A 23,907-nucleotide genomic window follows, 5' to 3' on the forward strand; every position below is an offset into this window, starting at 1 on the left:
AACCGGATGACGTCACAACGTGACTTCGAAGCGCCTTCGGCGGTTGCACGTGGCATGGTCGGCAGCCTCCCCCCGGTCACCGCGAATGTCACGAACGTCACAAACAGGACGAAGCTCACGGTCCCGCTCCCCCGCCGCCCGCTCGACCCGGGCGCCGGTGTCCGCGACTGGTACGAGAACGAACTGGGGTGGCCCACGATGCCCGCGATGCGCGGGGGGCCCGGGAACCCCGGGTCCGCCGTGCGGCTCGCGGTGGGGGTGCGTTTCGACGTCCTGGACGTCCCGGCCGAGGCGGGCCGCGCGGGCCTCAGACATCTCGCGACGCGGTCACCGGTGGCCGTGCAGCAGGGTCGGATGCGGCTGCTGGTGGCAGCGGGCAGCGCGGAGGAGTTGTCCGGGCTGCTGGACTGGCTGGAGTGGGGGGCGCTGGCGCTCGACCTGACGGCACTCGGCGAGGGCGACGCGATGGACGCTCCGCCGCCCCCCGGGCACGGGCGGCCCGGAGCGCGGCCACCGGCTCCGGGGGCCGCCGTGTGGCTGCGGCCCCCCGGGCCGGGACGCGAGGTCGAGGCCTCGCTGCCGACGCTGTCGGCCATGGGGGGCCGGGAAGGCGCCCCCGATCTCGTACGACTCGTGAACACGGTGGCGACGCAGTGCCACCGGATCCGCCTGCGTCGCGCCCGTGCTCAGGCGTTGGCCTTCTCGTAGGCCTCGCGGATGGACGCGGGGACGCGGCCGCGGTCGTTGACCTCGTAGCCGTTCTCCTTCGCCCAGGCGCGGATCTGCGCGGTGTCCTGGCTGCCGCCGGAAGCGGCGCGGGTCTTTCCGCGCCCGCCCGAAGAACGGCCCCCGGTACGACGACCGCCCTTCACGTAAGGCTCGAGAAGGCCGCGAAGCTTGTCCGCATTGGCGGTCGTGAGATCGATCTCGTACGTCTTGCCGTCCAACGCGAACGTGACAGTCTCGTCCGCCTCGCCGCCGTCGAGGTCGTCGACAAGAAGGACCTGAACCTTCTGTGCCACCGGATTTCCTTTCATTCATGACTTGTGGGCCGGGGGTCTGCGGCGTCCGCCGTTTCGCCGTCCCCTGTTATATGCAGTACTGCAGTACGTCGGAAAGCAAACCGCTTTTGCCGGAAAAACACAAACCCCCGGGAGAGACCGGCAGACCCGGCCCGGTCCGGAAACATGCGCGTTTCGGACATAGGGAACCTGGGCAGAGCTCCGGACGGAATACTCAGCGGTGATCGGCGATCACAGATGCAGAAGCATCCGGCTGTTGCCCAAGGTGTTCGGTTTCACTCGCTCCAGGCCGAGGAACTCGGCGACGCCCTCGTCATAGGAACGCATCAGCTCCGCGTAGACGTCGGTGTCGACGGGCGTCTCGCCGATCTCGACGAAGCCGTGCTTGCCGAAGAAGTCCACTTCGAAGGTCAGGCAGAAAACGCGGCGAACGCCGAGCCAGCGCGCGGTCTGCAGCAACTTCTCCAGCAACTGATGGCCGACGCCGGCGCCCTTCAGGCCGGGCTTGACCGCCAGAGTGCGCACTTCCGCGAGGTCTTCCCACATGACGTGCAGCGCACCGCAGCCGACGACCTCGGCGTTGTCGTCCCGTTCCGCCACCCAGAACTCCTGGATGTCCTCGTAAAGCGTCACCGTCGCTTTGTCGAGCAGGATGCGGTCACGGACGTAGGCGTCAAGGAGACGGCGCACGGCCGGAACATCGCTGGTGCGGGCCCGCCGCACGGTGATGGCTTTAGCGCCGACTTCGGGACTCGGGGACGAGGGGCTCTCTCGGGACATGACCGGACGCTATCGCCCGCCCCCCTGCGGCGGGGAGCCGGGGTTCTCCTCGGCTTCGGGTGTTTCCGGTCCCTGGACGATGCGGACGGCGTCCCACAGGGCCTGCCGCTGTTCGTCGCTCATCATGCCGAAGAAGGCGACGAGAGCGGCCGCGGGGTTGTCGCTCTGGGACCAGGCGTCGTTCATGAGGGCGGCGGCGTAGGCGGCCCGGGTGGAGACGGCCTCATATCGATAGGCCCGGCCTTCCGCTTCGCGGCGCACCCAGCCCTTCTGATGGAGATTGTCCAAAACGGTCATCACCGTGGTGTAGGCGATGGTCCGCTCCCGCTGAAGGTCTTCCAGGACTTCCCGAACGGTCACCGGGCGGTTCCACTTCCACACCCGTGTCATGACCGCGTCTTCGAGTTCTCCCAATGGGCGGGGCACACCTCAGCACCCTAGTGGGAGATCCCGCCATTCGCGTGCCGAACAGACACTCACCCCGCCGAACGCGACAAAAAGGGCGCACGACCGCCCGCGGACGGGGCAGTCGTACGCCGGTGGGGTGCCGTCGGCCGGGCGGGTCAGCCGTCGGTCCGCGCGGGGGCCCGGCGGGCCTCCGCCTGCGCGATGGCGGCGTCGACGGCCGCGTCCTCCTTGGCCTTGTTGGCCCCGCCCTGGGTCTTCACGATCACCCTGATCACGCCGATGAAGAACACGGCCATGACGACCGGGGGCAGAAGCGCGGAGACGTAGTCCATGCACCCAGGTTAACCACGGGGCGGCAGACGGGCGGGGCGGGGTCGTTCAGACCGCGGTGAGCTGGCGGGGGTGGTTCGGCGGCGGCGCGGGGCTCGGTTTGCGGCGCGGGAAGACCTCGCCGGGGGTGGGAATGGGGCGGGGCGGCTTCGGCGTGGCCGGGGCCGGCTCGGGGGCGGGCGGCTTCTCCGCGGGCTTCGCGGGCTTCGCGGGCTTCTCCACGGGCTTCTCCGGCCGCTCGGCGGGATCCCGGTCCGCGGCACCGGCGAGGCCGTCGGCGGGGTCGGCGTCGTGAACCGAGAGGCCGCCCGGGAGGGCCGTGAGGCGGACCCGGGAGGCGGGCACCACCGGGACGGCCGGGGGCGCCGCCCGGCGCGCGAGGCGGGCGCGTACGTCCTGCTCCGCGAGGACCTGGCAGCGGTCCAGGAGAGCGGCGGCCACCGGATTGCCGCGCAGGGCGCGCAGCGCGGCGAGGTCGTCGGGGTGCGGACGGTAGCCGGATCCCAGCACCTCCTCCAGCAGCGCGAGATAGCCGGTGGCGGTCCCGGGCAGCGCGGCGCGGTAGCGGGCGAGATCGGCCACCAGGAAGGCGCGCAGCCGGGCGCCCTCGCGCATCGCCTCGTCGAGGGACTCGGCGAGGCGGAGGCAGTCCTGGACTTCCTCGGCCGAGGCGGTTTCGGGGCGGAGGGCGAGGGCGAGAGCGCGGCGGAGCACACGCAGCTCCTCCGCGCCGAACGCCATGCCGCCGCGGGATCCGTATGGCGTGGGCATGTGCCGACGATACGCGCTAATCAGACAAAACCGACATAAAACAGGGCGTGTCGGGCCCTGCGCCGCACCGCGTTCCCGTGCCTCTGCGCCGCTCGCGCCCCTGCGCCTGCACGCCCCGACGCCCGCGGAGGGCGGCGCCGGGGCGGAGGGCGGCTACAGGCGCGACGCGTTCCGCTCGTACACCAGCCGCAGTCCGATCAGGGTCAGCCACGGCTCGTGCTCGTCGATCACCGAGGACTCGCCCAGCACCATGGGCGCCAGGCCGCCGGTCGCGATCACCGTCACGTCTTCCGGGTCGTCCGCCAGCTCGCGGGCCATCCGGCTCACCACGCCGTCCACCTGGCCGGCGAACCCGTAGACGATGCCCGCCTGCATCGCCTCGACCGTGTTCCTGCCGATCACGTGGCGCGGCCGGGCGACCTCGATCTTGCGCAGCTGGGCGCCCTTGACGCCGAGTGCCTCGACCGAGATCTCGATGCCGGGCGCGATGACACCGCCGACGTACTCCCCGCGCGCGGAGACCGCGTCGAACGTCGTCGCCGTACCGAAGTCCACGACGATCGCGGGGCCGCCGTAGAGCTCGACCGCCGCGACCGCGTTGATGATGCGGTCGGCGCCGACCTCCTTGGGGTTGTCGGTGAGGATGGGCACACCCGTCTTCACCCCCGGCTCGACGAGCACCGCGGGAACGTCGCCGTAGTAGCGCCGCGTCACCTCGCGCAGTTCGTGCAGCACCGACGGCACGGTCGCGCAGATGGCGATGCCGTCGATGCCGTCGCCGAGGTCGTCCCCGAGCAGCGGGTGCATGCCCATCAGGCCCTGCAGCAGCACCGCCAGCTCGTCCGCCGTGCGGCGCGCGTCCGTCGAGATGCGCCAGTGCTCGACGATGTCCTCACCGTCGAACAGGCCGAGGACCGTGTGCGTGTTTCCCACGTCGATCGTGAGGAGCATGGCCGTTACTCCGCCGCGCGCAGGTCGAGGCCGATGTCCAGGATCGGCGAGGAGTGGGTGAGGGCGCCCACGGCCAGGTAGTCCACGCCCGTCTCGGCGTAGGCGCGCGCGTTGTCGAGGGTCAGGCGGCCCGACGCCTCCAGGGCGGCGCGGCCCTGGACGAGGGCCACGGCCTCCTCGCACTCGCCGGGGGTGAAGTTGTCCAGCAGGATCAGGTCGGCGCCCGCGTCGACGACCTCGCGCAGCTGGTGCAGCGTGTCGACCTCGACCTCGATCGGCACCTCGGGGAACGCCTCGCGCACGGCCTTGAACGCCTGGGCGACACCGCCGGCGGCGACGACGTGGTTGTCCTTGACCAGCGCCGCGTCCGACAGCGACATGCGGTGGTTGACGCCCCCGCCGCAGCGGACGGCGTACTTCTCCAGGGAGCGCAGGCCGGGCGTGGTCTTGCGGGTGTCGCGCACCCGCGCACCGGTGCCCCGAAGGGTGTCGGCCCACGCGCGGGTGGCGGTGGCGATGCCCGACAGGCGGCACAGCAGGTTGAGGGCGCTGCGTTCGGCGGTGAGCAGGTCACGCGTGCGCGTGGTGACCGACAGCAGCTTCTGGCCCGCCGCCACGCGGTCGCCGTCCTCGACGTGCCGCTCGACCTCGAACTCGTCCGTGCAGACCACCGAGAGCACCGCCTCGGCGACCCGCAGGCCGGCGACGACGCCCGCCTCGCGCGCGGTGAAGTCGCCGGTGGCGACGGCGTCCTCGGGGATCGTGGCGACCGTGGTCACGTCCACGCCGTGGGCGAGGTCCTCCTGGATGGCGACATTGGCGACGTCCTCGACCTCAACGGGGTCGAGTCCGGCGTCCGCCAGGAGCTGGGCGAGCGCGGGGTCGAGCCCGCACTCGAGGTATTCCGCGGCTTCCGCGTCGGCTTCCGCGCCGCAGGCACAGCCGTCGCCGCAGCCGCCGGTGGACGCGAGGGGGAGGTCGGGGGTGCTCACTTGTGTCACTGCTCCTGAAGGCGCTGCCGGGTCGGGGGGAAGTCTGCGGTATCGGTGGTGCGCACGGCGAGTGTGCGGTCGGGATTCAGCCGTACGACGATGTGCCGGCGCCAGGCGGCGTCGTCGCGCTCGGCGTGGTCCTCACGCCAGTGGCAGCCGCGGGTCTCCTGGCGCAGCTCCGCCGCGGCGACCAGGACCCGGGCCACGCACAGGAGGTTGGTGGCCTCCCAGGTGTCGACGCCGGGCTCGGCGGTCTTGCCGTTCTCGGCGAGTGCGTCGCGGGCGTCGGTCTGCAGGCGCTCCAGCCGGTCGGCGGCCCTGGCGAGGGACGCGGCGGAGCGCAGTACGCCCGCGCCGTCCGTCATGATCCGCTGGATCGCGAAGCGCGCCTCGGGCTCCAGCAGGGGGTGGACCGGCTCGCCGGGACGCTCGGCCGGCTCCGGCCCGCGCGGGTGGCGGCGGCCGCCGCCCGCGGCGCCGTCCGCGCGGTCGTCCGCGCGGGCGGACGCGGTGACGTCGGCGGCGTCGGCGGCGATGTCGGCGGCGATCCGCTCTGCGTAGACGAGGCCCTCCAGGAGGGAGTTGGACGCGAGACGGTTGGCGCCGTGCACGCCGGTGCAGGCGACCTCGCCGCACGCGTACAGCCCCGGGACGGTCGTCCGCCCGTGGGAGTCCGTGCGCACGCCTCCGGAGGCGTAGTGGGCGGCCGGGGCGATCGGGATGGGCTCGGTGACCGGGTCGATGCCGTGGGCGCGGCAGGCGGCGAGGATCGTCGGGAAGCGGTGCTCCCACATCTCGGCGCCGAAGTGCCGGGCGTCGAGGAACATCTGCTCGGCGTCCTGCTCCTGCATGCGGCGCATGATGCCCTTGGCGACGATGTCCCGGGGCGCGAGTTCGGCCAGTTCGTGCCGGCCGAGCATGAACCGCACGCCGTCCGCGTCCACCAGGTGGGCGCCCTCGCCGCGCACCGCCTCGGAGACGAGCGGCTGCTGGCCCTCGGCGTCCGGGCCGAGGAACAGCACGGTCGGGTGGAACTGGACGAACTCCAGGTCGGAGACCTCCGCGCCGGCGCGCAGCGCGAGCGCCACGCCGTCGCCGGTGGACACCGACGGGTTGGTGGTGGCGGAGAAGACCTGGCCCATGCCGCCGGTCGCGAGGACCACCGCGGGGGCGTGCACCGCGCCCACGCCGTCGTGCTGGCCCTCGCCCATGACGTGCAGGGTGACGCCCGCGGTACGGCCGTCGGCGTCGGTGAGCAGGTCCAGCACGAGCGCGTTCTCGATCATGCGCACCCCCCGCGCGAGGGCCGCCTCGACCAGCGCCCGGGAGATCTCCGCGCCGGTCGCGTCACCGCCCGCGTGCGCGATGCGGCGGCGGTGGTGGCCGCCCTCGCGGGTGAGCTCGATGCCGCCCTCGTCGTCGGTGTCGAAGTGGGCGCCGGTGGAGATCAGGCGGCGTACGGCGTCGGGCCCCTCGGTGACGAGGATCCGTACCGCTTCCTCGTCGCACAGGCCGGCGCCGGCGACCAGGGTGTCGTCCAGGTGCTGCTCGGGGGTGTCGCCCTCGCCGAGGGCGGCGGCGATGCCGCCCTGGGCCCAGCGGGTGGAGCCGTCGTCGAGGCGGGCCTTGGTGACCACGACGGTCTCCAGGCCGGCCGCCTCGCAGCGCAGGGCGGCCGTCAGCCCGGCCACCCCGGAGCCCACGACCACCACGTCCGCGGCGATGGACCACCCGGGCGCGGGCGCGAACAGGCGGGGGCGAGCGTGAAGCGCTCCCGCTCGGGGGTGCTGGTGGGCGCCGGGCGGGCGTATGCCTGTGCTGGTCACGAGGCGGCTCCGAAGGTGAGGGGGATGTTGTCGATCAGCCGGGTCGCCCCGACCCGGGCGGCGACGGCGAGTACCGCCTCGCCGGTGAAGCCGTCCTCGATCTCGGTGAAGTCGGACGGGTCGACGAGAGCCAGGTAGTCCAGTTCCAGCGGCGGGGACAGCCGGGCGGCGTCGTCGAGGACCAGGCGGGCGGCCGCGCGGACGGCCGACGGGGCGCCGAGGAAGGCAGGGCCCTCGGCGTCGTGGCCCGGGGCGGCGGCGGGCGACGTGCGGGCCTGGGCGACGGCGTGCGCGTCGGCCGCGGCCCTCGACTCCCCTATCGCGCTGAGGGCCTCGGCACGCGCGTGCGTGGCGGGCACCTCGCGGGCACGCGCGCGCAGCGCCTCCTGGGCGGCGTGCCGGTCGCGGCCCGCGAACAGCGCGCGGGAGAGCGCGAGCGCCGTGCGGCGCTCCTCGGGCGAGAGGTAGCGGTTGCGGCTGGACAGCGCCAGGCCGTCGTCCTCGCGCACGGTCGGCACGGCGACGATCTCGATGCCGAAGTTCAGGTCCCGCACCATGCGGCGGATCAGGGCGAGCTGCTGGGCGTCCTTCTGGCCGTACAGGGCGACGTCGGGGCGGGTGAGGTGCAGCAGCTTGGCGACGACGGTGAGCATCCCGTCGAAGTGGCCGGGGCGCGAGGCGCCCTCCAGGCGCTCGCCCATGGGGCCCGCGCTGACGCGGACCTGGGGTTCGCCGCCGGGGTAGACCTCGTCCACGGAAGGGGCGAACACGACGTCCGCCCCGGCCCGCTCGGCCACCTCCAGGTCGGCGTCCAGGGTGCGGGGGTAGCGGTCGAGGTCCTCGCCCGCGCCGAACTGCAGCGGGTTGACGAAGACGGTGACGACGACCTCCCCGTCGGGTCCGGCGATCCCGCGCGCCGTGCGGACCAGCGAGGCGTGGCCCTCGTGCAGGGCTCCCATGGTCATCACGACGGCGCGACGGCCGGTACGCGTGCGTGCGTGCAGTTCGTCCGCGGTGCGCAGCAGGGTGATGCTCATCGGACGTCTCCCTCGGCGCCGCCGGTCCCGCCGGTCCCGCCGGTCCCGTCGGCTCCGTCGGCTCCGTCGGCGAGCACCCCGAGCAGGTCCTCGGCCAGTTCCGGCTTCAGCAGTCCGTGGGCGAGCGCCCGGTCGGCGGTCGCGCGGGCCATCGCGAGGTAGCCGGCCACGGTCTGGGGGGCGTGCGTGCGCAGTTCGGCGACGTGCGCGGCGACGGTGCCCGCGTCCCCGCGGGCGACGGGGCCGGTGAGGGCCGCGTCGCCGGAGCGCAGGGCGTTGTCCAGGGCGGCGCCGAGCAGCGGGCCGAGCATCCGGTCGGGGGCCTCGACACCGGCGGCGCGCAGCAGCTCCATGGACTGGGCGACCAGCGTGACGAGGTGGTTGGCGCCGAGCGCGAGCGCCGCGTGGTACAGCGGGCGCATCGGCTCCGCGATCCATTCCGGTTCGCCGCCCATCTCGATGACGAGGGCCTCCGCGGCCAGCCGCAGCTCGTCGGGCGCGGTGACGCCGAAGGAGCATCCGGCCAGGCGCTGGACGTCGACCGGGGTCCCGGTGAAGGTCATCGCCGGGTGCAGGGCGAGCGGGAGGGCGCCCGCGCGCAGGGCGGGGTCCAGGACGCGTACGCCGTAGCGCCCCGAGGTGTGGACGAGCAGCTGGCCCGGCCGGACGGCGCCGGTGTCGGCGAGGCCCTCGACCAGCCCGGGCAGGGCGTCGTCGGGAACCGTCAGCAGGACGAGATCGGCGCGCTGGAGCACCTCCGCGGGCGGCACCAGCGGCACGTCGGGGAGCAGCTCCGCGGCTCGCCGCCGGGAGGCGTCGGACACTCCGGAGACGGCCACCGGGCGGTGTCCGGCGAGCTGGAGGGACGCGGCGAGCGTGGGGCCCACGCGGCCGGCGCCGACGACGCCGACGGTGAGCCGCGCGGGGCGGTCCTGGGGATCTGACTGTTGGCTTGTACTCACGCGACGGCGGCCTTCCCGTTCCAGTCCGCTTCGGGTACCGGACGATTTCTCGTCATGCTAACGCGATCGGTCCGCGGGGCGGCCGGTTGTCCACAGGCTGTGGGTTACCGCACGCCGGCGTGCGCGCGGGCGCCGGTGCGGAAATACGCGTGCCCGCGAGGGACGGCGCGCGGCATGATCCGGGGCATGACCGAGAGCGCGGAGCAGGGCGGGCGGGGGAGCGGGCCGGGGGAGCACCCGGCGGCGCGACTGCCGGAGGAACGTTCGGCGGAGGAACGTTCGGCGGAGGGACCGGCGGAGGAACGTTCGGCGGAGGGACCGGCGGAGGAACACCCGCCGGAGGAACGTCCGGCGGAGCGGCCGGAGCGGCTGTCGGACGAGGCGCGGCGCGCACAGCGCTACAAGCGGCGCATGAGCGCCTACCGGAGCGCGCGGGTGCTGGCCCGCCCCGGTTTCCGGGGCACGCTGAGGGAGCGGCTCGCGCTGCTCGACGCTGCGCCGGACCTGTACGACCTCGACGAGCCGTCGGACGTCTACGGCGACGGCGTCGTGGAGGCCCTGGAGCGCAAGGTCGCCGGGCTGCTCGGCAAGGAGGCGGCCGCCTTCTTCCCCACCGGCACGATGGCCCAGCAGGTGGCCCTGCGCTGCTGGGCCGGCCGCACCGGCGACCGGGCCGTCGCGCTGCACGCGATGTCCCACCCCGAGGTGCACGAACGCCATGCCCTCAGCCAGGTCAGCGGTCTGCGCCCGGTCCGGCTGACCGGCGAGCCGCGCCAGCCGACCGCGGCGGAGGTGCGCGACTTCGCCGAGCCCTTCGGGGCGCTGATGCTGGAGCTGCCCCTGCGGGACGCCGGATTCCTGCTGCCGTCCTGGGACGAGCTGTGCGAGGTCGTGGCGGCGGCGCGCGAGCGCGACGCGGTGGTGCACTTCGACGGCGCGCGCCTGTGGGAGTCCACCGTCCAGCTCGGCCGGCCGCTCGACGAGATCGCGGACCTCGCGGACAGCGTGTACGTCTCCTTCTACAAGTCCCTCGACGGCTACGGCGGCGCGGCGCTCGCCGGGCCGAAGACGCTGGTCGACGAGGCGCGGACCTGGCGCCACCGGTACGGCGGGCAGGTCTTCCAGCAGTTCCCGACCGCGCTGTCGGCGCTCGCCGGTCTGGAGCGTGAACTGCCCCGGCTGCCCGAGTACGTGCGCCACGCGCGCGTGGTGGCCGCCGCGCTGCGCGAGGGCTTCGCGGCGGCCGGGCTGCCGTGGGCGCGCGTACATCCCGAGGTGCCGCACACCAACGCGTTCCAGGTCTGGCTGCCCTACGACCCCGACGTCGTCGCCGAGGCGGCCGTCCGGCAGGCCGAGGAGACGAACACGCTGCTGTTCGCCAACCCCTGGGACGCCAAGGGCCCCGGGGTGGCGTTCACGGAGGTCGGCGTACGCGCCGCGGGCCTGGCGTGGACGGCCGACGACGTGCGGGCGGCGGCCGCGCAGTTCGTCGCCCGGCTGACCGAGGAGGCGGGCAGACACGAAGCGCGCGAGTGACGGGGTGGGCCGGTGACGCGTGACCGGGCCGGGTCCGGCGCGGACGGCGTTCGGCGGCGGCCGCCCACGGGGGCGGCGTTGTCGGTGGCGGGGTGCACCATGAGGTCATGAGCCTGCGCATCGACATCGCGGGGCTGCGGCCGGAGCGGATCGCCGTCGTCCCCTCGCCCCTGGCCGAGCTCGGCATGGCGCTGCACGCGCTGTCCGAACCGGGGCACCACCCGGGTCTGCAGGGCTGGGTGACCGGGGTGACCGCGCGGCTCGACCCGCATCTGGCGGACCGGATGTGCGAGGCGGACTTCCTGTGGCGGACGACGTTCTCGGACCTCTTCCTGCCCTGCGCGGGCGTCCCGGGCCGTACCGCCCTGCCCGGTGCGACGCTCGCCGAGGACCTGGACCTGCTCGACAAGTTGACGGACGAGCAGTTCGTCGACGGCGCGCTGGAGTTCACCTGCGCCCTGCCGTACGGCCTGCCCGGGCCCGGCGCCCTGGCCGACGCCGGGATGCGGCGGCTCGCGCTGGAGCGCGCGGCCACCCGCGGGCCGCGGCAGCTGCACTTCAGCGAGCGGCTGCTGGCCGACCCGCCGCGGATCAGAGCGTGGCTGCGGCAGTTCCTGGAGGACTGCGACGAGGCGTTCTTCGCGGAGACCTGGGCCCGGCTGCGCCACCAGCTGGCGGCGGACGCCCGCCACAAGACGGACCTGCTGCGGCGCAAGGGCCTGGCCGAGGCGCTGGCCGCGGTGTCGCCGGCCGTGGCCCTGGACGAGGCGGCGGCCTGCGTCACCGTCGACAAACTCAACGAAGGACGCACGGCCACTCGGGACGGTGGCCTGCTGCTCGTCCCGACCAGCCTGGGCCGGCCGCACCTGATGGTCCTGCACCGGCACGCCTGGCAGCCGGTGCTGCACTACCCCGTGGCCTCCCCCGACCCGGTCGCTCCCGCCTCGGTCGAGCAGCTGGCCCTGCGGATGACGGCCCTGTCGCACCCGGTGCGCATGCGGCTGTGCCGGAGCCTGGCCCGCAGCGCCTTCACCACGGGTGAGCTGGCCCGGGTGCACGGCATGACCCCGCCCGAGATATCCCGGCACCTGAGCGTCCTGAAGAAGGCGGGCCTGCTCACCACCCGCCGGCGCGGCCGGTACGTCCTGCACCAGCTGGACGTAGCGGTGGTGGCCCGGCTGGGCAGCGACTTCCTGGAGGGCGTGCTGCGCTGAGTCCCCGGTGCGGCCGTGCCCGGCGCGCCGGATCCGGTACCGGGTTCAGTCGAACCGGATGTGCCGCGCCCCGACCCGTGCCTGCCGCAGCCGCGTGCGCAGGGCGCCCTCGTTGTTCGGCCGGAGGGGCAGCCCGGCCAGTACGGCGATGCGGTCCGCAGTCTTCGGCACGGTCGAGTGGTCGGTCCACAGGTGCTCGGCGAACTCCGGCTCGCGCAGCCGCTCCAGGCAGTGGTCCAGCTGCTTTACGGCCCAGCTCTCCCGCCGCGGACCGGCCTCCTTCCCGGCGACGTACCGCAGGAGGTGCCCGAAACCGCGCTCGTTCAGCCGCTTCAGTACCGTCCCGCGCTCGGCGAGGAGGGTGAAGTGCCGTACGTCGTGCCCGAGCCCGCGCAACCGGCCGACGGTCTCCTCGAAGTGGCCGGCGTCGGTGACCGTCATCGGGGCGATCACCACGCCGTCGTGCCGGGTGAGGGCGAGGTCGAGGACCTCCACGACGCCCTGCCGCCAGGACGCCAGGTCCTGGAAGTCTCCGCGCAGGTCGGGCGGCATCATGCGGTGCAGCCCGAAGCCGGCGTGCTCGGGGTCGCAGATGACGCTGCCGGGCAGGCGCCGCCGGATCTCGTGCGCGGTCTGTGTCTTGCCGCCCCCGAAGGGGCCGTTGATCCACAGGAGCATGCGCAGACCCTAGTGGGCGGGGGGCGCGTCGGGGGCGCGTTCGAAGGGGTTCAGCCGTGCCCGCCCGCCCGCACCAGCCCGGTCTCGTACGCCAGCACCACCACCTGCACCCGGTCCCGCAGGCCGAGCTTGGTCAGGATGCGTCCCACGTGCGTCTTGACGGTCGCCTCGGACAGCACGAGCCGGGCCGCGATCTCCCCGTTGGACAGGCCCTGCGCGACCAGCACCATGACCTCGCGTTCACGGCCGGTGAGCCGCTCCAGCTCGTTGTGCCGGGGCTCGTTGCCGGTGCTCGGCAGCATCGGCGCGAACCGGTCCAGCAGCCTGCGCGTGGTCGAGGGGGCCACCACCGCGTCACCGCTGTGCACCGCGCGGATGGCGGCGAGGAGCTCACCGGGCGGCACGTCCTTGAGCATGAAGCCGGAGGCGCCCGCCTTGAGGCCGGAGAACGCGTACTCGTCGAGGTCGAAGGTGGTCAGGATCAGCACCTTCGGCGGGTTCGGCGCCGAGCAGATGCGGCGGGTGGTCTCCACGCCGTCCAGCTTGGGCATGCGCACGTCCATCAGGACGACGTCGACGTCGGTGGCCCGCAGTTCCCGCAGTGCCTCGACACCGTCCCCGGCCTCCGCGACGACCTCCATGTCCGGCTGCGCGGCGAGCACCATCCGGAACCCGGTGCGCAGCAGCACCTGGTCGTCCACGAGCATCACGCGGATCGTCATCGAGGCCTCTTCCATGTCCGTACAGGGGCTTGCTGAGGAGCGTTACAGGTGTCAACCGGGGGCGTGCGGAAACGTCAGTGCGCCGGTTTGAGCGGCAGCAGGGCGCTGATGCGGAATCCTCCGCCGGGGCGCGGGCCGGCGTCCAGGGTCCCGCCGACCATGCCGACCCGCTCGCGCATGCCGATCAGGCCGTGGCCCTGGCCGTCGATGCCGCCCTCCTCGTACAGCTCGTGCGGGGCGCCCTTGCCGTCGTCCTCGACGAGCAGGCCGAGGCCGTCGTCGAAGTACACCAGGCGCACGCTGGCGCCCGCGTTCGGGCCGCCGTGCTTGCGGGTGTTGGTCAGCGCCTCCTGCACGATCCGGTACGCCGTGAGTTCGACGCCGCTGGGCAGCGGGCGCGGTGTGCCCTCCACCTTGAAGTCGACGGGCAGGCCGGCGTGGCGGCACTGCTCGACCAGCTCGTCTATCTGCTCGACGTCGGGCTGCGGAACGTACTCGCTGGTCTCCTGGTGCTCGCCGGTGCGCAGCACGCCCAGCAGGCGGCGCATCTCGGCGAGGGCCTGGCGGCCGGTCGAGGAGATCGTCTCCAGGGCCTTCTTCGCCTGGTCGGGCGCGGCGTCGAGGACGTAGGCGGCGCCGTCGGCCTGCACGACCATCACCGACACGTTGTGCGCGACGACGTCGTGCAGCTCGCGCGCGATGCGGGCGCGCTCGGCGGCGACCGCGACCTTGGCCTGCGCCTCGCGCTCCTTCTCCAGCCGGGCCGCGCGCTCCTCCAGCTGGGCGAAGTAGGCGCGGCGGGTGCGGATCGAGTCGCCGAGCACCCAGGCGAGGGCGAACGGCACCGTCTGCAGGACCACGATCGCCACGTTGCCCAGGACGCCGCTGTTGTCGTTCGGCCAGCGCAGCTGCGCCACCGTGGCCGCGCCGAGGCTCACGGCCAGCGCGAGCCGGGAGGCCCAGCGGGCGCCGGTCGCGGCGACCGTGTAGACGATCACCAGCATCGCGAAGTCGGCGGGCGTCACCGCCACGTCCAGCGCCACCTGGGCGGCGCCGATGCCGATCGTCAGCAGCAGCATCCTCTCGGGCATACGCCGGCGCATGGCGATCACCAGGCACAACAGGACGATGACCGGAACGATCGCCAGCGGCGCGTCGGTGCCCCGGTCCTCCCGATGGGCGGTTGCGCTCACCGCGGAGATCCCGAACAGGAAGACGGCCCAGAAGCCGTCGACCCATGCCGGGTGCCTGCGGAGGAAGTCATAGAGGCGCTGCACGTAACCCAGAGTAGGGAAGCGGGATAGGTGCAGGGGTCAACCGGAGGGCCGATCCGCGGCCGGTGCGCATACTCCGCAAGGTGGATGGAGATCCCGTTCCCCGGTGCGCTTAGCCTGGCCCGGTGACGGCAGAGACGACGGACGAGACGGACGAATGGCGCGGCTGGCGGGCGGCGGCCGAGGCCGCCCTGTACGGGCCGGACGGTTTCTATCGCAGGCCGGAGGGGCCGGCCGGGCACTTCCGTACGTCCGTGCACGCGTCGCCGCTGTACGCGGAAGCCGTGGCCCGGCTGCTGTGCCGCGTCGACGAGGCGCTCGGCCGGCCCGCCTCGCTCGACTTCGTCGACATGGCGGCGGGGCGGGGCGAGCTGGCCGCCGGTGTGCTGGCCGTGCTGCCCGCCGACGTGGCCGTCCGCACCCGCGCGTACGCCGTCGAGCTCGCCGACCGCCCCGCGGGCCTCGACGACCGCGTCCGGTGGCTGGCCGAGCCGCCGCAGGGTGTCACCGGGCTGCTGTTCGCCAACGAGTGGCTGGACAACGTTCCGGTGGAGATCGCCGAGACCGACTCGACCGGCCTGCCACGGCGGGTGCTCGTACGACGGGACGGCACCGAGCGGCTCGGGGAGCCGGTCCGCGGCGCGGAGGCGGAGTGGCTCGCCCGGTGGTGGCCGCTGGGCGCCGAGGAGGGGCTGCGGGCCGAGATCGGGCTGCCCCGGGACGAGGCCTGGGCCGCCGCGGTCGCGACGCTCGACCGGGGGCTCGCGGTCGCGGTCGACTACGCGCACCGCCGGGACGCGCGCCCCCCGTTCGGGACGCTCACCGGGTTCCGGGAGGGGCGCGCGGCGGCGCCCGTGCCGGACGGGTCGTGCGACATCACGGCGCACGTCGCGCTGGACGCGTGCGCGGCGCACGGCATGGCGCGGCTCACGGCGCACCCGACGATGCCGGCGACGGAGCGCACGCTCCCCGGCGCGCGCCTGATGCGGCAGCGCGACGCGCTGCGCGCGCTGGGCATCACGGGCGCACGCCCCCCGCTCACCCTGGCGACCACACACCCCGCCGCTTACGTGCGCGCCCTCGCGAGCGCCGGCGAAGCCGCCGAGCTCACCGCTCCGGGCGGCCTCGGCGACTTCGGCTGGCTGCTGCAGCCTGTGGGAATCCCGGACACGCTCCTGGACGGCGCTTAGGGCTGCGCGCGCGGGGCTACTTGTCGATGTCCCCGACGACGAAGAACAGCGAGCCCAGAATCGCCACCATGTCCGCGACCAGCGTTCCCGGCAGCAGTTCCACCAGGGCCTGGATGTTGTTGTACGAGGCGGAGCGCAGCTTGAGCCGGTACGGAGTCTTCTCGCCCTTGCTGACCAGGTAGTAGCCGTTGATGCCGAGCGGGTTCTCGGTCCACGCGTAGGTGTGGCCCTCGGGCGCCTTGAGCACCTTCGGGAGCCGCTGGTTGATCGGGCCGGGCGGCAGGTCGGCGAGGCGGTCGAGGCAGGCGTCGGCGAGGTCGAGGGCGTTGTGGGTCTGCTCCAGCAGCACCTCGAAGCGGGCCAGGCAGTCGCCCTCCCGCCGGGTGACGACCTTCAGGGTGTCCTGCAGCTCCCCGTAGGCGAGGTACGGCTCGTCGCGGCGCAGGTCGAAGTCGACCCCCGAGGCGCGCGCGATCGGCCCGCTCACGCCGTACGCGTGCACGGTCTCCGGCGCGAGCGCCCCCACGCCCCGCGTGCGCCCGCGGAAGATCTCGTTGCCGAGCACCAGGTCGTCGTAGACGTCCATGCGCGAGCGCACGTCGGCGACGACGGCCCGCGCGCGTGCCGTCCAGCCCGCGGGCAGGTCCTCCTTCAGGCCGCCGACGCGGTTGAACATGTAGTGCATCCGGCCGCCGGAGACCTCCTCCATCACGGTCTGGAGGGTCTCGCGCTCCCGGAAGGCGTAGAACATCGGCGTGATGCCGCCGAGTTCCAGCGGGTAGGAGCCCAGGAACATCAGGTGGTTCAGCACCCGGTTGAGCTCCGCGAGGAGGGTGCGCGTCCACACCGCGCGGGTGGGGACCTCCATGCCGAGCATGCGCTCCACGGCGAGGACCACACCCAGCTCGTTCGAGAAGGCCGACAGCCAGTCGTGGCGGTTGGCGAGCATGATGATCTGGCGGTAGTCGCGCGCCTCGAAGAGCTTCTCCGCGCCCCGGTGCATGTAACCGATCACCGGCTCCGCGCGCGTGATGCGCTCACCGTCCAGCACGAGCCGCAGCCGCAGCACACCGTGCGTGGACGGGTGCTGGGGCCCGATGTTGAGCACCATGTCGGTGCTCTCCGCGGCGCCGCCGATGCCGACCATGGTCTCCGTCGTAGGAGTCATGGACACAGTCTCCCCTACGTAGGCTGACCGTATGGAGACGGGGAGCACTCGGAAGGCGGGTGCCGCGGAGGCCGGGCCGGCGTGGACCGGACTTCCGCCGGGGCTGCTGCGGATGCGCCGGCTGCTGCTGGTGGTGTGGCTGGGGACGGGCGCCCTCGTCACCGGGCTGCTGCTCGGATTCCTCGCCGGCCCGGCCTGGGCGGCCCTCGCGCTGGTGCCGCTCGCGCTGACGGGCTGGGGCTGGGTGCTGCTCGGCCGCAACTGGCGCTCGTGGCGGTACGCCGAGCGCGCCGACGACCTGCTGATCAGCCGGGGGGTGCTGTGGCGCGAGGAGACCGTCGTGCCGTACGGGCGGATGCAGCTCGTCGAGGTCACCTCGGGTCCCGTCGAGCGGTACTTCGGGCTGGCCAGCGTGCAGCTGCACACCGCGGCCGCGGCGACCGACGCCACCATTCCCGGCCTCGACCCGGCCGAGGCGGAACGGCTGCGCGACCGGCTCACCGAGCTCGGCGAGGCCCGATCGGCGGGACTGTGACGACGCCTCCGGCCGCCGACGACGCCCACCACGCCCACGACGCCGGTCCTCCCGTGGCTGTCGTGGAGCGGCGGCTGCACCCTGTGACGCCGCTCAGGCGGGCGTGGGCGCCGGTCGCCGTGGTCATCGGCTGGGCGGTCCACGACCCCGACCAGGCGCAGCGCCAGCTGACCCGGCTGACCACCACCACACTCCTGATCGCGCTCGCCGTCGTCGTCCCGGCCGCCGCCCTGTACGGCTTCCTCAGCTGGTGGTTCACCCACTACGCGGTGACCGACACCGAACTGCGCATCCGCACCGGGCTGGTCTTCCGGCGCACCGCGCACATCCGGCTGGAACGCGTCCAGGCCGTCGACGTCACCCAGCCCCTCCTCGCGCGCGTGGCGGGCGTCGCGAAACTGCGGCTGGACGTCATAGGCGCCGGCAAGAAGGACGAGCTCGCCTTCCTCGGGGAGCGCGAGGCGCGTGCGCTCCGCGCGGAGCTCCTCGCGCGCGCCGCCGGTTTCACCCCCGAGACGGCGCGCGAACTCGGCGAGGCGCCGACCCACGAGCTGTTGCGCACGCCCCCGCGTCACCTCGCGCTCTCCCTCGTGCTGACGGGCGCCACCTGGGGCTCGCTGGCCGCCGCGCTCGTCGTGCCGCCCGTGCTGTGGCTGGCCACCCACAGCGTGTGGACGGTGCTCGCCAGCGCCCTGCCGCTGCTGGGGACGGCGGGCGCGACCAGCGTGGGACGGTTCGTCGCGGAGTACGACTGGACGGTGTCCGAGTCCCCCGACGGACTGCGGATCGATCACGGTCTGCTCGACCGCACGCACGAGACGGTGCCGCCGGGGCGGGTGCAGACCGTACGGATCGTGGAGCCGCTGCTGTGGCGGCGGCGCGGCTGGGTGCGGGTGGAGCTGGACGTGGCCGGGTCGGCCAACTCCGTGCTGGCGCCGGTCGCCCCGCGCGAGCTCGCCGAGGCGGTCGTCGCGCGCGTGCTGCCCGGCGTCGTCGTGCCGTCGGCCGAACGGGCGGCCGGGTCCTGGGCGGACCCGTGGGCGGATCCGTGGGCACGGCCGCCGCGGCGCGCCGGGTGGTGCGTTCCGGTGTGGTGGCGCGGGCACGGGCTCTCCGTCACCGACACGGTGTTCGCCGCGCGGCGCGGGCTGCTGCGCCGCAGGCTGGAACTCGTGCCGCACGCGAAGGTGCAGAGCGTGCGGCTGACCCAGGGGCCGTGGCAGCGGCTGTGGCGGCTCGCGGACGTGCACGTGGACACCGGGGCCGACAAGACCGTCACCGCGCGGCTGCGGGACGCGCGGGAGGCGGCGGAGCTGCTGCGGGCACAGGCCGAGCGTTCACGGACGGGCCGACGGACGGCACGGCCCGACCGGTGGATGGCCTGACCGGTGTCGGCCTGTCCCCCGCCCGCTGGGTGGGCGCGGAGCGGAGGGCGTCTCGGCTGCGACAGCGCGGCCGGCGCGAGAGCTGAGCGCGAGAGCTGAGAGCGTGGGGGCCGATCCCGTCGGGGCGGTCGTGGGCGACGGCTCCCCATGTCGGCCCCGCCGGGCGAGGACCCGCCCGGCTCGGTCGTCGGGCGCGAACCCGTACGGGGCGCTACGGCACCCGCGTACCCGCGCCCACGCCCGCTCCCGCTCCCGCTCCCGCGACCGTCCTCGCTCCCGCGACCGTCCTCGCGCTCGGCGTCAGGAGACCGCGCTGCGCACGTTGCGCAGACCCTGCAGTTTGATCGGTTCCGTCTCGTCGTGCGCCGTCAGGTCGATGACCTGGCCGACGCCGCGCGACTCCGCGTCCGCCGGCTTGAACTCCGACTCCGCCTCGGCCTTGTGCAGCGCGAGCGCCTCCTGCCCGACCACGTCGGCGAGGTCCGCGTTGTGCACGTTCTCCAGGGCGGCGCCCTGCGACGGCTGGCCCTTCGTACCGAAGAAGTCGAACCCGCCCTCGACCGCCGGACGCCGCACCGGAGCGGGCGGCACGACGGCCACCGCGGTCGGCGCGACGAAGTGCCCGGACGGCTGCTGCGCGGGCTGGGCGGGCTTGCCCGGGGTGGTGGCGGCCGCGCGCTCGTGCCCGTCGACCGCCTCCGGCTTCCCCTGTGCCTCGTCCTCCTGCGCCGCCTCCGCAGCGGCGGTGCCCGTCCTCACCGGCTCGCCTTTCGCGGCGCCGTCCTCCTCGACGGAGGCCGGGACGACCTGGGGCTGCCGGGAGTCCGCGAGGTTCCCGGACTGATCGGGCCGCCGGGACGGCCGGGAGTCGTCCTCGGACTGCTTGGAGACCTCCGCGCCCTCGGCGCCCTCGGCGCCGTCGGCAGCGTTCTCGGACACCCCGGAGGCTTCGGCGTCGTCCGCCGTCTCCTCCGCCGCCTCGGCGCCCTCGGCCTGCTCGCCGCTCTCCGCTCCGGCGGCCGCGTCGTCCTCGGAGCGGCCGCCCTCCCCGGCGAACCGCTTCAGCGCCGCGTCGGCCCGCAGGAACAGCTCGGCGCCCTCGGGCGAGAAGACCCCGGGAGCCGCCGCCTTCACGTCGGAGTCTCCGGCGGCGTTCCCTGCGGCGTTCCCGTCGGCGTTACCGTCGGCCTCCGCCGGAACAGCCACAGCCCCGGCCCCCGCCACCGGCTCCGTCCTCGGTGCCGGCACCGGCACCGGCGGCAGCGCGCGCGTGACCGGCGTGTCGGTCGTGGTCTCGATCTCCAGCAGGCGCCGGCCCTCCAGGGCGCTCGCGCGCTCGGTCTCCGCGGTGGCGTACCGCCGCAGCAGCGCGGCGTGCTCGTTGCGCAGCCCCGCCAGCTCGGAACGCTTCGCCCGCAGCCGCTGCTCGAGCTTGGCGCGCAGCGCGCGCGACTCCTCCAGGTCGGTCTCCAGCTCGGCGACCCGCTCCTCGTGCCGCCACTCGTCGCTCGCCCGCGCGCGCGTGACATCGGCGACGCGTTTGCCGGCCTCGACGTCCCAGCGGCGCATGACGGCCGCGCCCACGGCCGCGGTCGCCGCGGCTATCGCGGCCGTCACCCGGAGCGCGGCCGGATCCCAGAAGACCCAGGGACCGAGGGCGCAGACGAGGGAGACGCCTGCGATCGCCGACGGGGGAAGCAGCCTGTGCAGAGGCGGAGAATGGCGGTGACGTCCACGTGGCATGGCCAGAAACTTACCGCGCGTAGGGGAACGTTGGCCCCCCGCCCCGTAAAAAGACAGCCATAACGAAACGTTCACAGCGCATCAGGCGGCGCCTTTGCTGTGAAGGCGCTATTCGGACGCGCTGCGCGGGAATTCCGGAGAACCGCTCTCCCCGTGGTCACCGGTCGCTCAGCCGCCCGCTGATCCACTGCAGCGTCCCGGGAATCTCACGTCGCCATGTGTTGAAGTTGTGGCCACCGCTTTCCAGGATGATCGACGAGATCCGGGTCAGCCGGGTGGCCTGCACACGCTCTATGAACTTCAGCGTGTCCTTGTAGTTGGATTCACCGACCCTGCTGCTGGTGACGAGCAGTGAAGTGTCGGGCGGCGGAAGGTGCTTGAGGCACCACCACAGGTCGGCCCGGCCGCGCAGTTCCCGGCTGCCGTGGAAGAGGTCGCCGGTCGTCGGGTCGATCGGCGCCCGGTAGTACGGGGACAGGCCCGCGCCCGCCGCGTACACCCGGGGGTGGTGCATGGCGAGTTTCAGCGCGCAGTAGCCGCCCGTGGAGTCGCCGACGACGCCCCAGCTGCCGGGTTTCCGGCCCACCCGGTAGTGCGCGAGGACGGCGTCCGGCAGGTCCTCGGCGAAGAAGGTCTCGGTCTGCGGGCCGCCGGGGATGTCCACGCACTCCGTGTCCCGCGGCGGCGCCACCGTGGGCCGCAGCATCACGAGGATCATCGGCTGCATGCGGCCGTTCTTCGCGAGCGCCAGGGCCGTGCTGGGGTAGTGCAGCTTGCTGAAGAGCGCCTCCGCGGTGCCCGGATACCCGGTCAGGACGACGGCCGCGGGGAACGTGCGCGTGCGGTACTGCGGCTGGAAGTACTCCGGCGGCAGGTACACGTACGCGGGGGTGGCGATGTGCGTCCTGCGGCCCACGATGTCGACCTTCTGGATCTGCCCGCCGGTCCGCGGCCGCGCCCCGGCGGCACCCTGCAGCCGTACCGTGTCGACCACCTGCAGCGGGCCGCCCGATCCCCCGAGTGCCGTGTGGTTGACGACCACGCCCTGGTCGTTCTCCCGCCCTAACAGATCCGCCCAGCTCGCGTAGAACCCGAAGGCCTGGTTGGCGGCCAGGCCCACCGACACGAACAGGGTCAGCTGGGTGGCGAGCAGCAGGCCGACCCGCCCGCCGACGGCGCGCCAGCTCCCTCGTGCCAGGCGCGGCCACAGCCACACCGTGCCGACGAACAGCAGGACGGCGAGCGCGATAGCCAGTACCAGCGTTGCGTTGCTCGTAAGACCCATGGGTTGCTTCCTGCCTGCGCTTTCTCCCAGGTCCCCGCTCCTTCGCGAGGGCTTGCCCGGGACTTTCCCCGGGCTTTGAAACGCCTTTGGAGTGGCGAGTGAACCTCTGTACCCGTGACACCGTCCTAGAGGGCGCAATGTCGCCGGATGCCCGAATCGGCACCGGATCCAAGGTCTCTCGCGGAACTACGGGATGCGATGTCTGTCAGGACAGATGAGGAAATGTCGGGAGGGGTTCCGACCCGATCACGCAGGGCGCGGCGCGTGTTCCGGGGCCCGCGCCCCGAGGCCGTCCCGGTCCTCGTCGCCAGGGCGTGCACGCTCGTGGGCCTGCTGGACATCGCCGCGGGCGTCTTCCCGCGCTTCCGGCACAGCCGTATGCACAGCCTCGCCGAGGTGCTGCCGGGCGCGCTCGGCCCGTTCGCGGCGGCCCTCTCGCTGAGCACCGGCGTGCTGTTGCTGCTGCTCGCGCACGGGCTCCGGCGCGGCAAGCGCCGCGCGTGGCGCGCCGGGGTGGCGCTGCTGCCGGCGGGCGCGGTGACGCAGTTCACGTACCGGCACTCGCTCCTCGGCGTGCTCATCTCGCTGGCGCTGCTGGCGGCGCTGCTGCGCCACCGCGACCAGTTCGCGGCGCTGCCGGACCCGCGCAGCCGGTGGCGGGCGCTCGCGAACTTCGTTCTCATGGGTGCCGGCTCCCTCATGCTCGGACTGATCATCGTCAGCGTCCACCCGAATCGCATGGTGGGCGACCCGAGCCTGGCCGATCGCATTACGCACGTCCTCTACGGTCTGTTCGGCTTCGAAGGACCGGTCGACTACCAGGGAGACACCTCCTGGACCGTCGCCTTCTCCCTCGGCGCTCTCGGACTGCTCACCGCCGTCACCACCATCTACCTCGCCCTGCGCCCGGAACACCCGGCGGCGCGCCTGACGGAGGAGGACGAAGCCCGTTTGCGCGCGCTGCTCGCCAAGCACGGCGGCCGCGACTCGCTCGGCCACTTCGCGCTGCGCCGCGACAAGGCCGTCGTCTTCTCGCCCAGCGGCAAGGCGGCGGTGACCTACCGCGTCGTGTGCGGGGTGATGCTCGCCAGCGGCGACCCGATCGGGGACGTGGAGGCCTGGCCGGGCGCCATCGAACGCTTCATGGACGAGGCCAGGGCCCACTCCTGGACGCCGGCCGTCATGGGCTGCTCGGAGACGGGCGGCGAGGTGTGGACCCGGGAGACCGGCCTCGACGCCCTGGAACTCGGCGACGAGGCGGTGGTGGACGTCGCGGATTTCTCGCTCGCCGGCCGCGCGATGCGCAACGTGCGCCAGATGGTCAAGCGCATCGAGCGGGCCGGATACGAGACCCGGGTACGACGTGTCCGTGACCTCGGCGAGACGGAGCTGGAGCGGATCCGGCGGGCCGCCGACGCCTGGCGCGGCACCGACACCGAACGCGGCTTCTCCATGGCGCTGGGCCGCGTCGGCGACCCCGCCGACGGCGACTGCCTCATCGCCACCGCCCACAAGGCCGACGCCGAGCCGGGCCCCTACGGCGACCTGAAGGCGATCCTGCACTTCGTGCCGTGGGGCCCGGACGGCGCCTCGCTGGACCTGATGCGCCGCGACCGTTCGGCCGACCCCGGCATGAACGAACTGCTGATCGTCGCCGCCCTCCAGGCCGCGCCCCGCCTCGGCATCACGCGCGTGTCGCTCAACTTCGCGATGTTCCGCTCCGCGCTCGCGCGGGGCGAGAAGATCGGGGCGGGCCCGGTGCTGCGCGCCTGGCGCGGACTGCTGGTGTTCCTCTCCCGCTGGTTCCAGATCGAGTCGCTGTACCGGTTCAACGCCAAGTTCCAGCCCCGCTGGGAGCCGCGCTTCGTGGTCTACCGGGCGTCGGCCGACCTGCCCCGCATCGGCTTCGCCGCCATGCAGGCGGAGGGGTTCGTCGACCTCGCCCTGCCGCTGCCGCGCTCCCTGCGCCGCCGGACGGCCGCCCCGCGCGCCTGCGCCCACGCCGTGGCGGAACGGAACGTACGCGCGGCCTGAGCGACGGTACGTACGCGACGGCCCGAGCGACGGAACGCACGCGACGGCCCGAGCGGGGAACCCG

23 protein-coding genes are annotated in these 23,907 nt (G+C 73.7%); 7 read left to right on the top strand and 16 right to left on the bottom strand.

The annotated features are described in order from the left end of the window. Positions 1 to 54: 54 nt before the first annotated feature. A complete protein-coding gene (locus VKA29_RS12695; protein ID WP_324785545.1) occupies positions 55 to 708 on the top strand; it encodes an SCO3374 family protein in 654 nt (217 codons plus the stop codon). Here VKA29_RS12695 and VKA29_RS12700 read toward each other — a convergent pair. The 10 genes from VKA29_RS12700 to VKA29_RS12745 all read right to left on the bottom strand — a co-directional run bounded on the left by VKA29_RS12700 (position 687) and on the right by VKA29_RS12745 (position 9,079). Beyond that, positions 687 to 1,022 carry a histone-like nucleoid-structuring protein Lsr2 gene (locus VKA29_RS12700; protein WP_324785546.1) on the bottom strand — a complete coding sequence of 112 codons (336 nt, stop codon included), beginning with the start codon at positions 1,020 to 1,022 and terminating at the stop codon, positions 687 to 689. The genes VKA29_RS12695 and VKA29_RS12700 overlap by 22 nt on opposite strands. 231 nt (positions 1,023 to 1,253) lie before the next feature. Continuing rightward, entirely contained in the window at positions 1,254 to 1,802 is a 549-nt protein-coding gene (locus VKA29_RS12705; protein ID WP_324785547.1) for an amino-acid N-acetyltransferase, read from the bottom strand. Positions 1,803 to 1,811: 9 nt separating this feature from the next. Then, positions 1,812 to 2,216, bottom strand: a complete 405-nt coding sequence (locus VKA29_RS12710; protein WP_324785548.1) for a BlaI/MecI/CopY family transcriptional regulator — start codon at positions 2,214 to 2,216, stop codon at positions 1,812 to 1,814. Positions 2,217 to 2,365: 149 nt separating this feature from the next. Further along, positions 2,366 to 2,542: a hypothetical protein gene (locus VKA29_RS12715; protein ID WP_324785549.1), complete on the bottom strand. Its 177-nt coding sequence runs from the start codon at positions 2,540 to 2,542 to the stop codon at positions 2,366 to 2,368. A 46-nt stretch (positions 2,543 to 2,588) separates the two neighbouring features. Continuing rightward, positions 2,589 to 3,281 carry a hypothetical protein gene (locus VKA29_RS12720; protein ID WP_324785581.1) on the bottom strand — a complete coding sequence of 231 codons (693 nt, stop codon included), beginning with the start codon at positions 3,279 to 3,281 and terminating at the stop codon, positions 2,589 to 2,591. 183 nt (positions 3,282 to 3,464) lie between these two features. Beyond that, complete coding sequence (locus VKA29_RS12725) at positions 3,465 to 4,262, bottom strand: type III pantothenate kinase (RefSeq protein ID WP_324785550.1); 798 nt, start codon at positions 4,260 to 4,262, stop codon at positions 3,465 to 3,467. 5 nt (positions 4,263 to 4,267) lie between these two features. Further along, entirely contained in the window at positions 4,268 to 5,254 is a 987-nt protein-coding gene (nadC, locus tag VKA29_RS12730) for a carboxylating nicotinate-nucleotide diphosphorylase (protein ID WP_324785551.1), read from the bottom strand. 5 nt (positions 5,255 to 5,259) lie between these two features. After that, the gene (locus VKA29_RS12735) at positions 5,260 to 7,065 is read right to left on the bottom strand and encodes an L-aspartate oxidase (RefSeq protein WP_324785582.1); all 1,806 of its coding nucleotides are present in this window, start codon (positions 7,063 to 7,065) and stop codon (positions 5,260 to 5,262) included. Positions 7,066 to 7,076: 11 nt separating this feature from the next. Then, a complete protein-coding gene (gene panC / locus VKA29_RS12740; protein WP_324785552.1) occupies positions 7,077 to 8,117 on the bottom strand; it encodes a pantoate--beta-alanine ligase in 1,041 nt (346 codons plus the stop codon). Beyond that, complete coding sequence (locus VKA29_RS12745) at positions 8,114 to 9,079, bottom strand: Rossmann-like and DUF2520 domain-containing protein (RefSeq protein ID WP_324785553.1); 966 nt, start codon at positions 9,077 to 9,079, stop codon at positions 8,114 to 8,116. Before VKA29_RS12745 ends, panC begins: the two co-directional genes overlap by 4 nt. Before the next feature lie 186 nt (positions 9,080 to 9,265). Here VKA29_RS12745 and VKA29_RS12750 point away from each other — a divergent pair, with 186 nt between their 5' ends. After that, positions 9,266 to 10,615 carry a threonine aldolase family protein gene (locus VKA29_RS12750; RefSeq protein WP_324785554.1) on the top strand — a complete coding sequence of 450 codons (1,350 nt, stop codon included), beginning with the start codon at positions 9,266 to 9,268 and terminating at the stop codon, positions 10,613 to 10,615. Between the two features lie 107 nt (positions 10,616 to 10,722). Beyond that, positions 10,723 to 11,829, top strand: coding sequence for a DUF5937 family protein (locus VKA29_RS12755; RefSeq protein WP_324785555.1), 1,107 nt, complete (start codon positions 10,723 to 10,725; stop codon positions 11,827 to 11,829). A gap of 45 nt (positions 11,830 to 11,874) precedes the next feature. On the opposite strand, the gene VKA29_RS12760 is transcribed toward VKA29_RS12755, so the two are convergent. From VKA29_RS12760 to VKA29_RS12770, 3 genes are all read right to left on the bottom strand, one after another. Beyond that, positions 11,875 to 12,507: an AAA family ATPase gene (locus VKA29_RS12760; protein ID WP_324785557.1), complete on the bottom strand. Its 633-nt coding sequence runs from the start codon at positions 12,505 to 12,507 to the stop codon at positions 11,875 to 11,877. A gap of 50 nt (positions 12,508 to 12,557) precedes the next feature. Continuing rightward, positions 12,558 to 13,229: a response regulator transcription factor gene (locus tag VKA29_RS12765; protein WP_324785558.1), complete on the bottom strand. Its 672-nt coding sequence runs from the start codon at positions 13,227 to 13,229 to the stop codon at positions 12,558 to 12,560. Between the two features lie 74 nt (positions 13,230 to 13,303). Beyond that, positions 13,304 to 14,506, bottom strand: coding sequence for a sensor histidine kinase (locus tag VKA29_RS12770; RefSeq protein WP_324785559.1), 1,203 nt, complete (start codon positions 14,504 to 14,506; stop codon positions 13,304 to 13,306). 122 nt (positions 14,507 to 14,628) lie between these two features. Here VKA29_RS12770 and VKA29_RS12775 point away from each other — a divergent pair, with 122 nt between their 5' ends. Then, complete coding sequence (locus tag VKA29_RS12775; RefSeq protein WP_324785561.1) at positions 14,629 to 15,693, top strand: SAM-dependent methyltransferase; 1,065 nt, start codon at positions 14,629 to 14,631, stop codon at positions 15,691 to 15,693. Between the two features lie 16 nt (positions 15,694 to 15,709). Here the strand turns inward: VKA29_RS12775 and VKA29_RS12780 are convergent, their stop codons facing one another. After that, positions 15,710 to 16,861 (bottom strand): NADH-quinone oxidoreductase subunit D, encoded by a 1,152-nt coding sequence (locus VKA29_RS12780; protein ID WP_324785562.1) that lies wholly within the window; start codon positions 16,859 to 16,861, stop codon positions 15,710 to 15,712. 31 nt (positions 16,862 to 16,892) lie between these two features. Here VKA29_RS12780 and VKA29_RS12785 point away from each other — a divergent pair, with 31 nt between their 5' ends. Together VKA29_RS12785 and VKA29_RS12790 are read left to right on the top strand one after the other, a co-directional pair. After that, on the top strand, positions 16,893 to 17,396 hold the full coding sequence (locus tag VKA29_RS12785; protein ID WP_324785563.1) for a PH domain-containing protein: 504 nt from the start codon (positions 16,893 to 16,895) through the stop codon (positions 17,394 to 17,396). Next, on the top strand, positions 17,393 to 18,781 hold the full coding sequence (locus VKA29_RS12790; RefSeq protein WP_420718479.1) for a PH domain-containing protein: 1,389 nt from the start codon (positions 17,393 to 17,395) through the stop codon (positions 18,779 to 18,781). The genes VKA29_RS12785 and VKA29_RS12790 overlap by 4 nt, the downstream gene beginning before the upstream one ends. Positions 18,782 to 19,081: 300 nt before the next feature. On the opposite strand, the gene VKA29_RS12795 is transcribed toward VKA29_RS12790, so the two are convergent. Both VKA29_RS12795 and VKA29_RS12800 read right to left on the bottom strand, forming a co-directional pair. After that, positions 19,082 to 20,524, bottom strand: a complete 1,443-nt coding sequence (locus tag VKA29_RS12795; protein WP_324785564.1) for a hypothetical protein — start codon at positions 20,522 to 20,524, stop codon at positions 19,082 to 19,084. A gap of 157 nt (positions 20,525 to 20,681) precedes the next feature. Next, the gene (locus tag VKA29_RS12800; RefSeq protein ID WP_324785565.1) at positions 20,682 to 21,809 is read right to left on the bottom strand and encodes an alpha/beta hydrolase; all 1,128 of its coding nucleotides are present in this window, start codon (positions 21,807 to 21,809) and stop codon (positions 20,682 to 20,684) included. Positions 21,810 to 22,031: 222 nt separating this feature from the next. On the opposite strand from VKA29_RS12800, the gene VKA29_RS12805 reads away from it, so the two are divergent. Further along, on the top strand, positions 22,032 to 23,843 hold the full coding sequence (locus VKA29_RS12805; protein WP_324785566.1) for a phosphatidylglycerol lysyltransferase domain-containing protein: 1,812 nt from the start codon (positions 22,032 to 22,034) through the stop codon (positions 23,841 to 23,843). Positions 23,844 to 23,907: the final 64 nt, after the last annotated feature.

The organism is Streptomyces sp. H51 (assembly GCF_035656535.1).
Classification (GTDB): domain Bacteria; phylum Actinomycetota; class Actinomycetes; order Streptomycetales; family Streptomycetaceae; genus Streptomyces.

Bases quoted from the DNA above. Each gene is read 5' to 3' on its own strand.
- VKA29_RS12780 (WP_324785562.1), bottom strand. From the start codon at position 16,861: ATGACTCCTACGACGGAGACCATGGTCGGCATCGGCGGCGCCGCGGAG.
- VKA29_RS12765 (WP_324785558.1), bottom strand. From the start codon at position 13,229: ATGACGATCCGCGTGATGCTCGTGGACGACCAGGTGCTGCTGCGCACC.
- VKA29_RS12695 (WP_324785545.1), top strand. From the start codon at position 55: ATGGTCGGCAGCCTCCCCCCGGTCACCGCGAATGTCACGAACGTCACA.
- VKA29_RS12750 (WP_324785554.1), top strand. From the start codon at position 9,266: ATGACCGAGAGCGCGGAGCAGGGCGGGCGGGGGAGCGGGCCGGGGGAG.
- panC (WP_324785552.1), bottom strand. From the start codon at position 8,117: ATGAGCATCACCCTGCTGCGCACCGCGGACGAACTGCACGCACGCACG.
- VKA29_RS12785 (WP_324785563.1), top strand. From the start codon at position 16,893: ATGGAGACGGGGAGCACTCGGAAGGCGGGTGCCGCGGAGGCCGGGCCG.
- VKA29_RS12725 (WP_324785550.1), bottom strand. From the start codon at position 4,262: ATGCTCCTCACGATCGACGTGGGAAACACGCACACGGTCCTCGGCCTG.
- VKA29_RS12800 (WP_324785565.1), bottom strand. From the start codon at position 21,809: ATGGGTCTTACGAGCAACGCAACGCTGGTACTGGCTATCGCGCTCGCC.
- VKA29_RS12705 (WP_324785547.1), bottom strand. From the start codon at position 1,802: ATGTCCCGAGAGAGCCCCTCGTCCCCGAGTCCCGAAGTCGGCGCTAAA.
- VKA29_RS12720 (WP_324785581.1), bottom strand. From the start codon at position 3,281: ATGGCGTTCGGCGCGGAGGAGCTGCGTGTGCTCCGCCGCGCTCTCGCC.
- VKA29_RS12755 (WP_324785555.1), top strand. From the start codon at position 10,723: ATGAGCCTGCGCATCGACATCGCGGGGCTGCGGCCGGAGCGGATCGCC.
- VKA29_RS12805 (WP_324785566.1), top strand. From the start codon at position 22,032: ATGTCGGGAGGGGTTCCGACCCGATCACGCAGGGCGCGGCGCGTGTTC.
- VKA29_RS12715 (WP_324785549.1), bottom strand. From the start codon at position 2,542: ATGGACTACGTCTCCGCGCTTCTGCCCCCGGTCGTCATGGCCGTGTTC.
- VKA29_RS12760 (WP_324785557.1), bottom strand. From the start codon at position 12,507: ATGCTCCTGTGGATCAACGGCCCCTTCGGGGGCGGCAAGACACAGACC.
- VKA29_RS12795 (WP_324785564.1), bottom strand. From the start codon at position 20,524: ATGCCACGTGGACGTCACCGCCATTCTCCGCCTCTGCACAGGCTGCTT.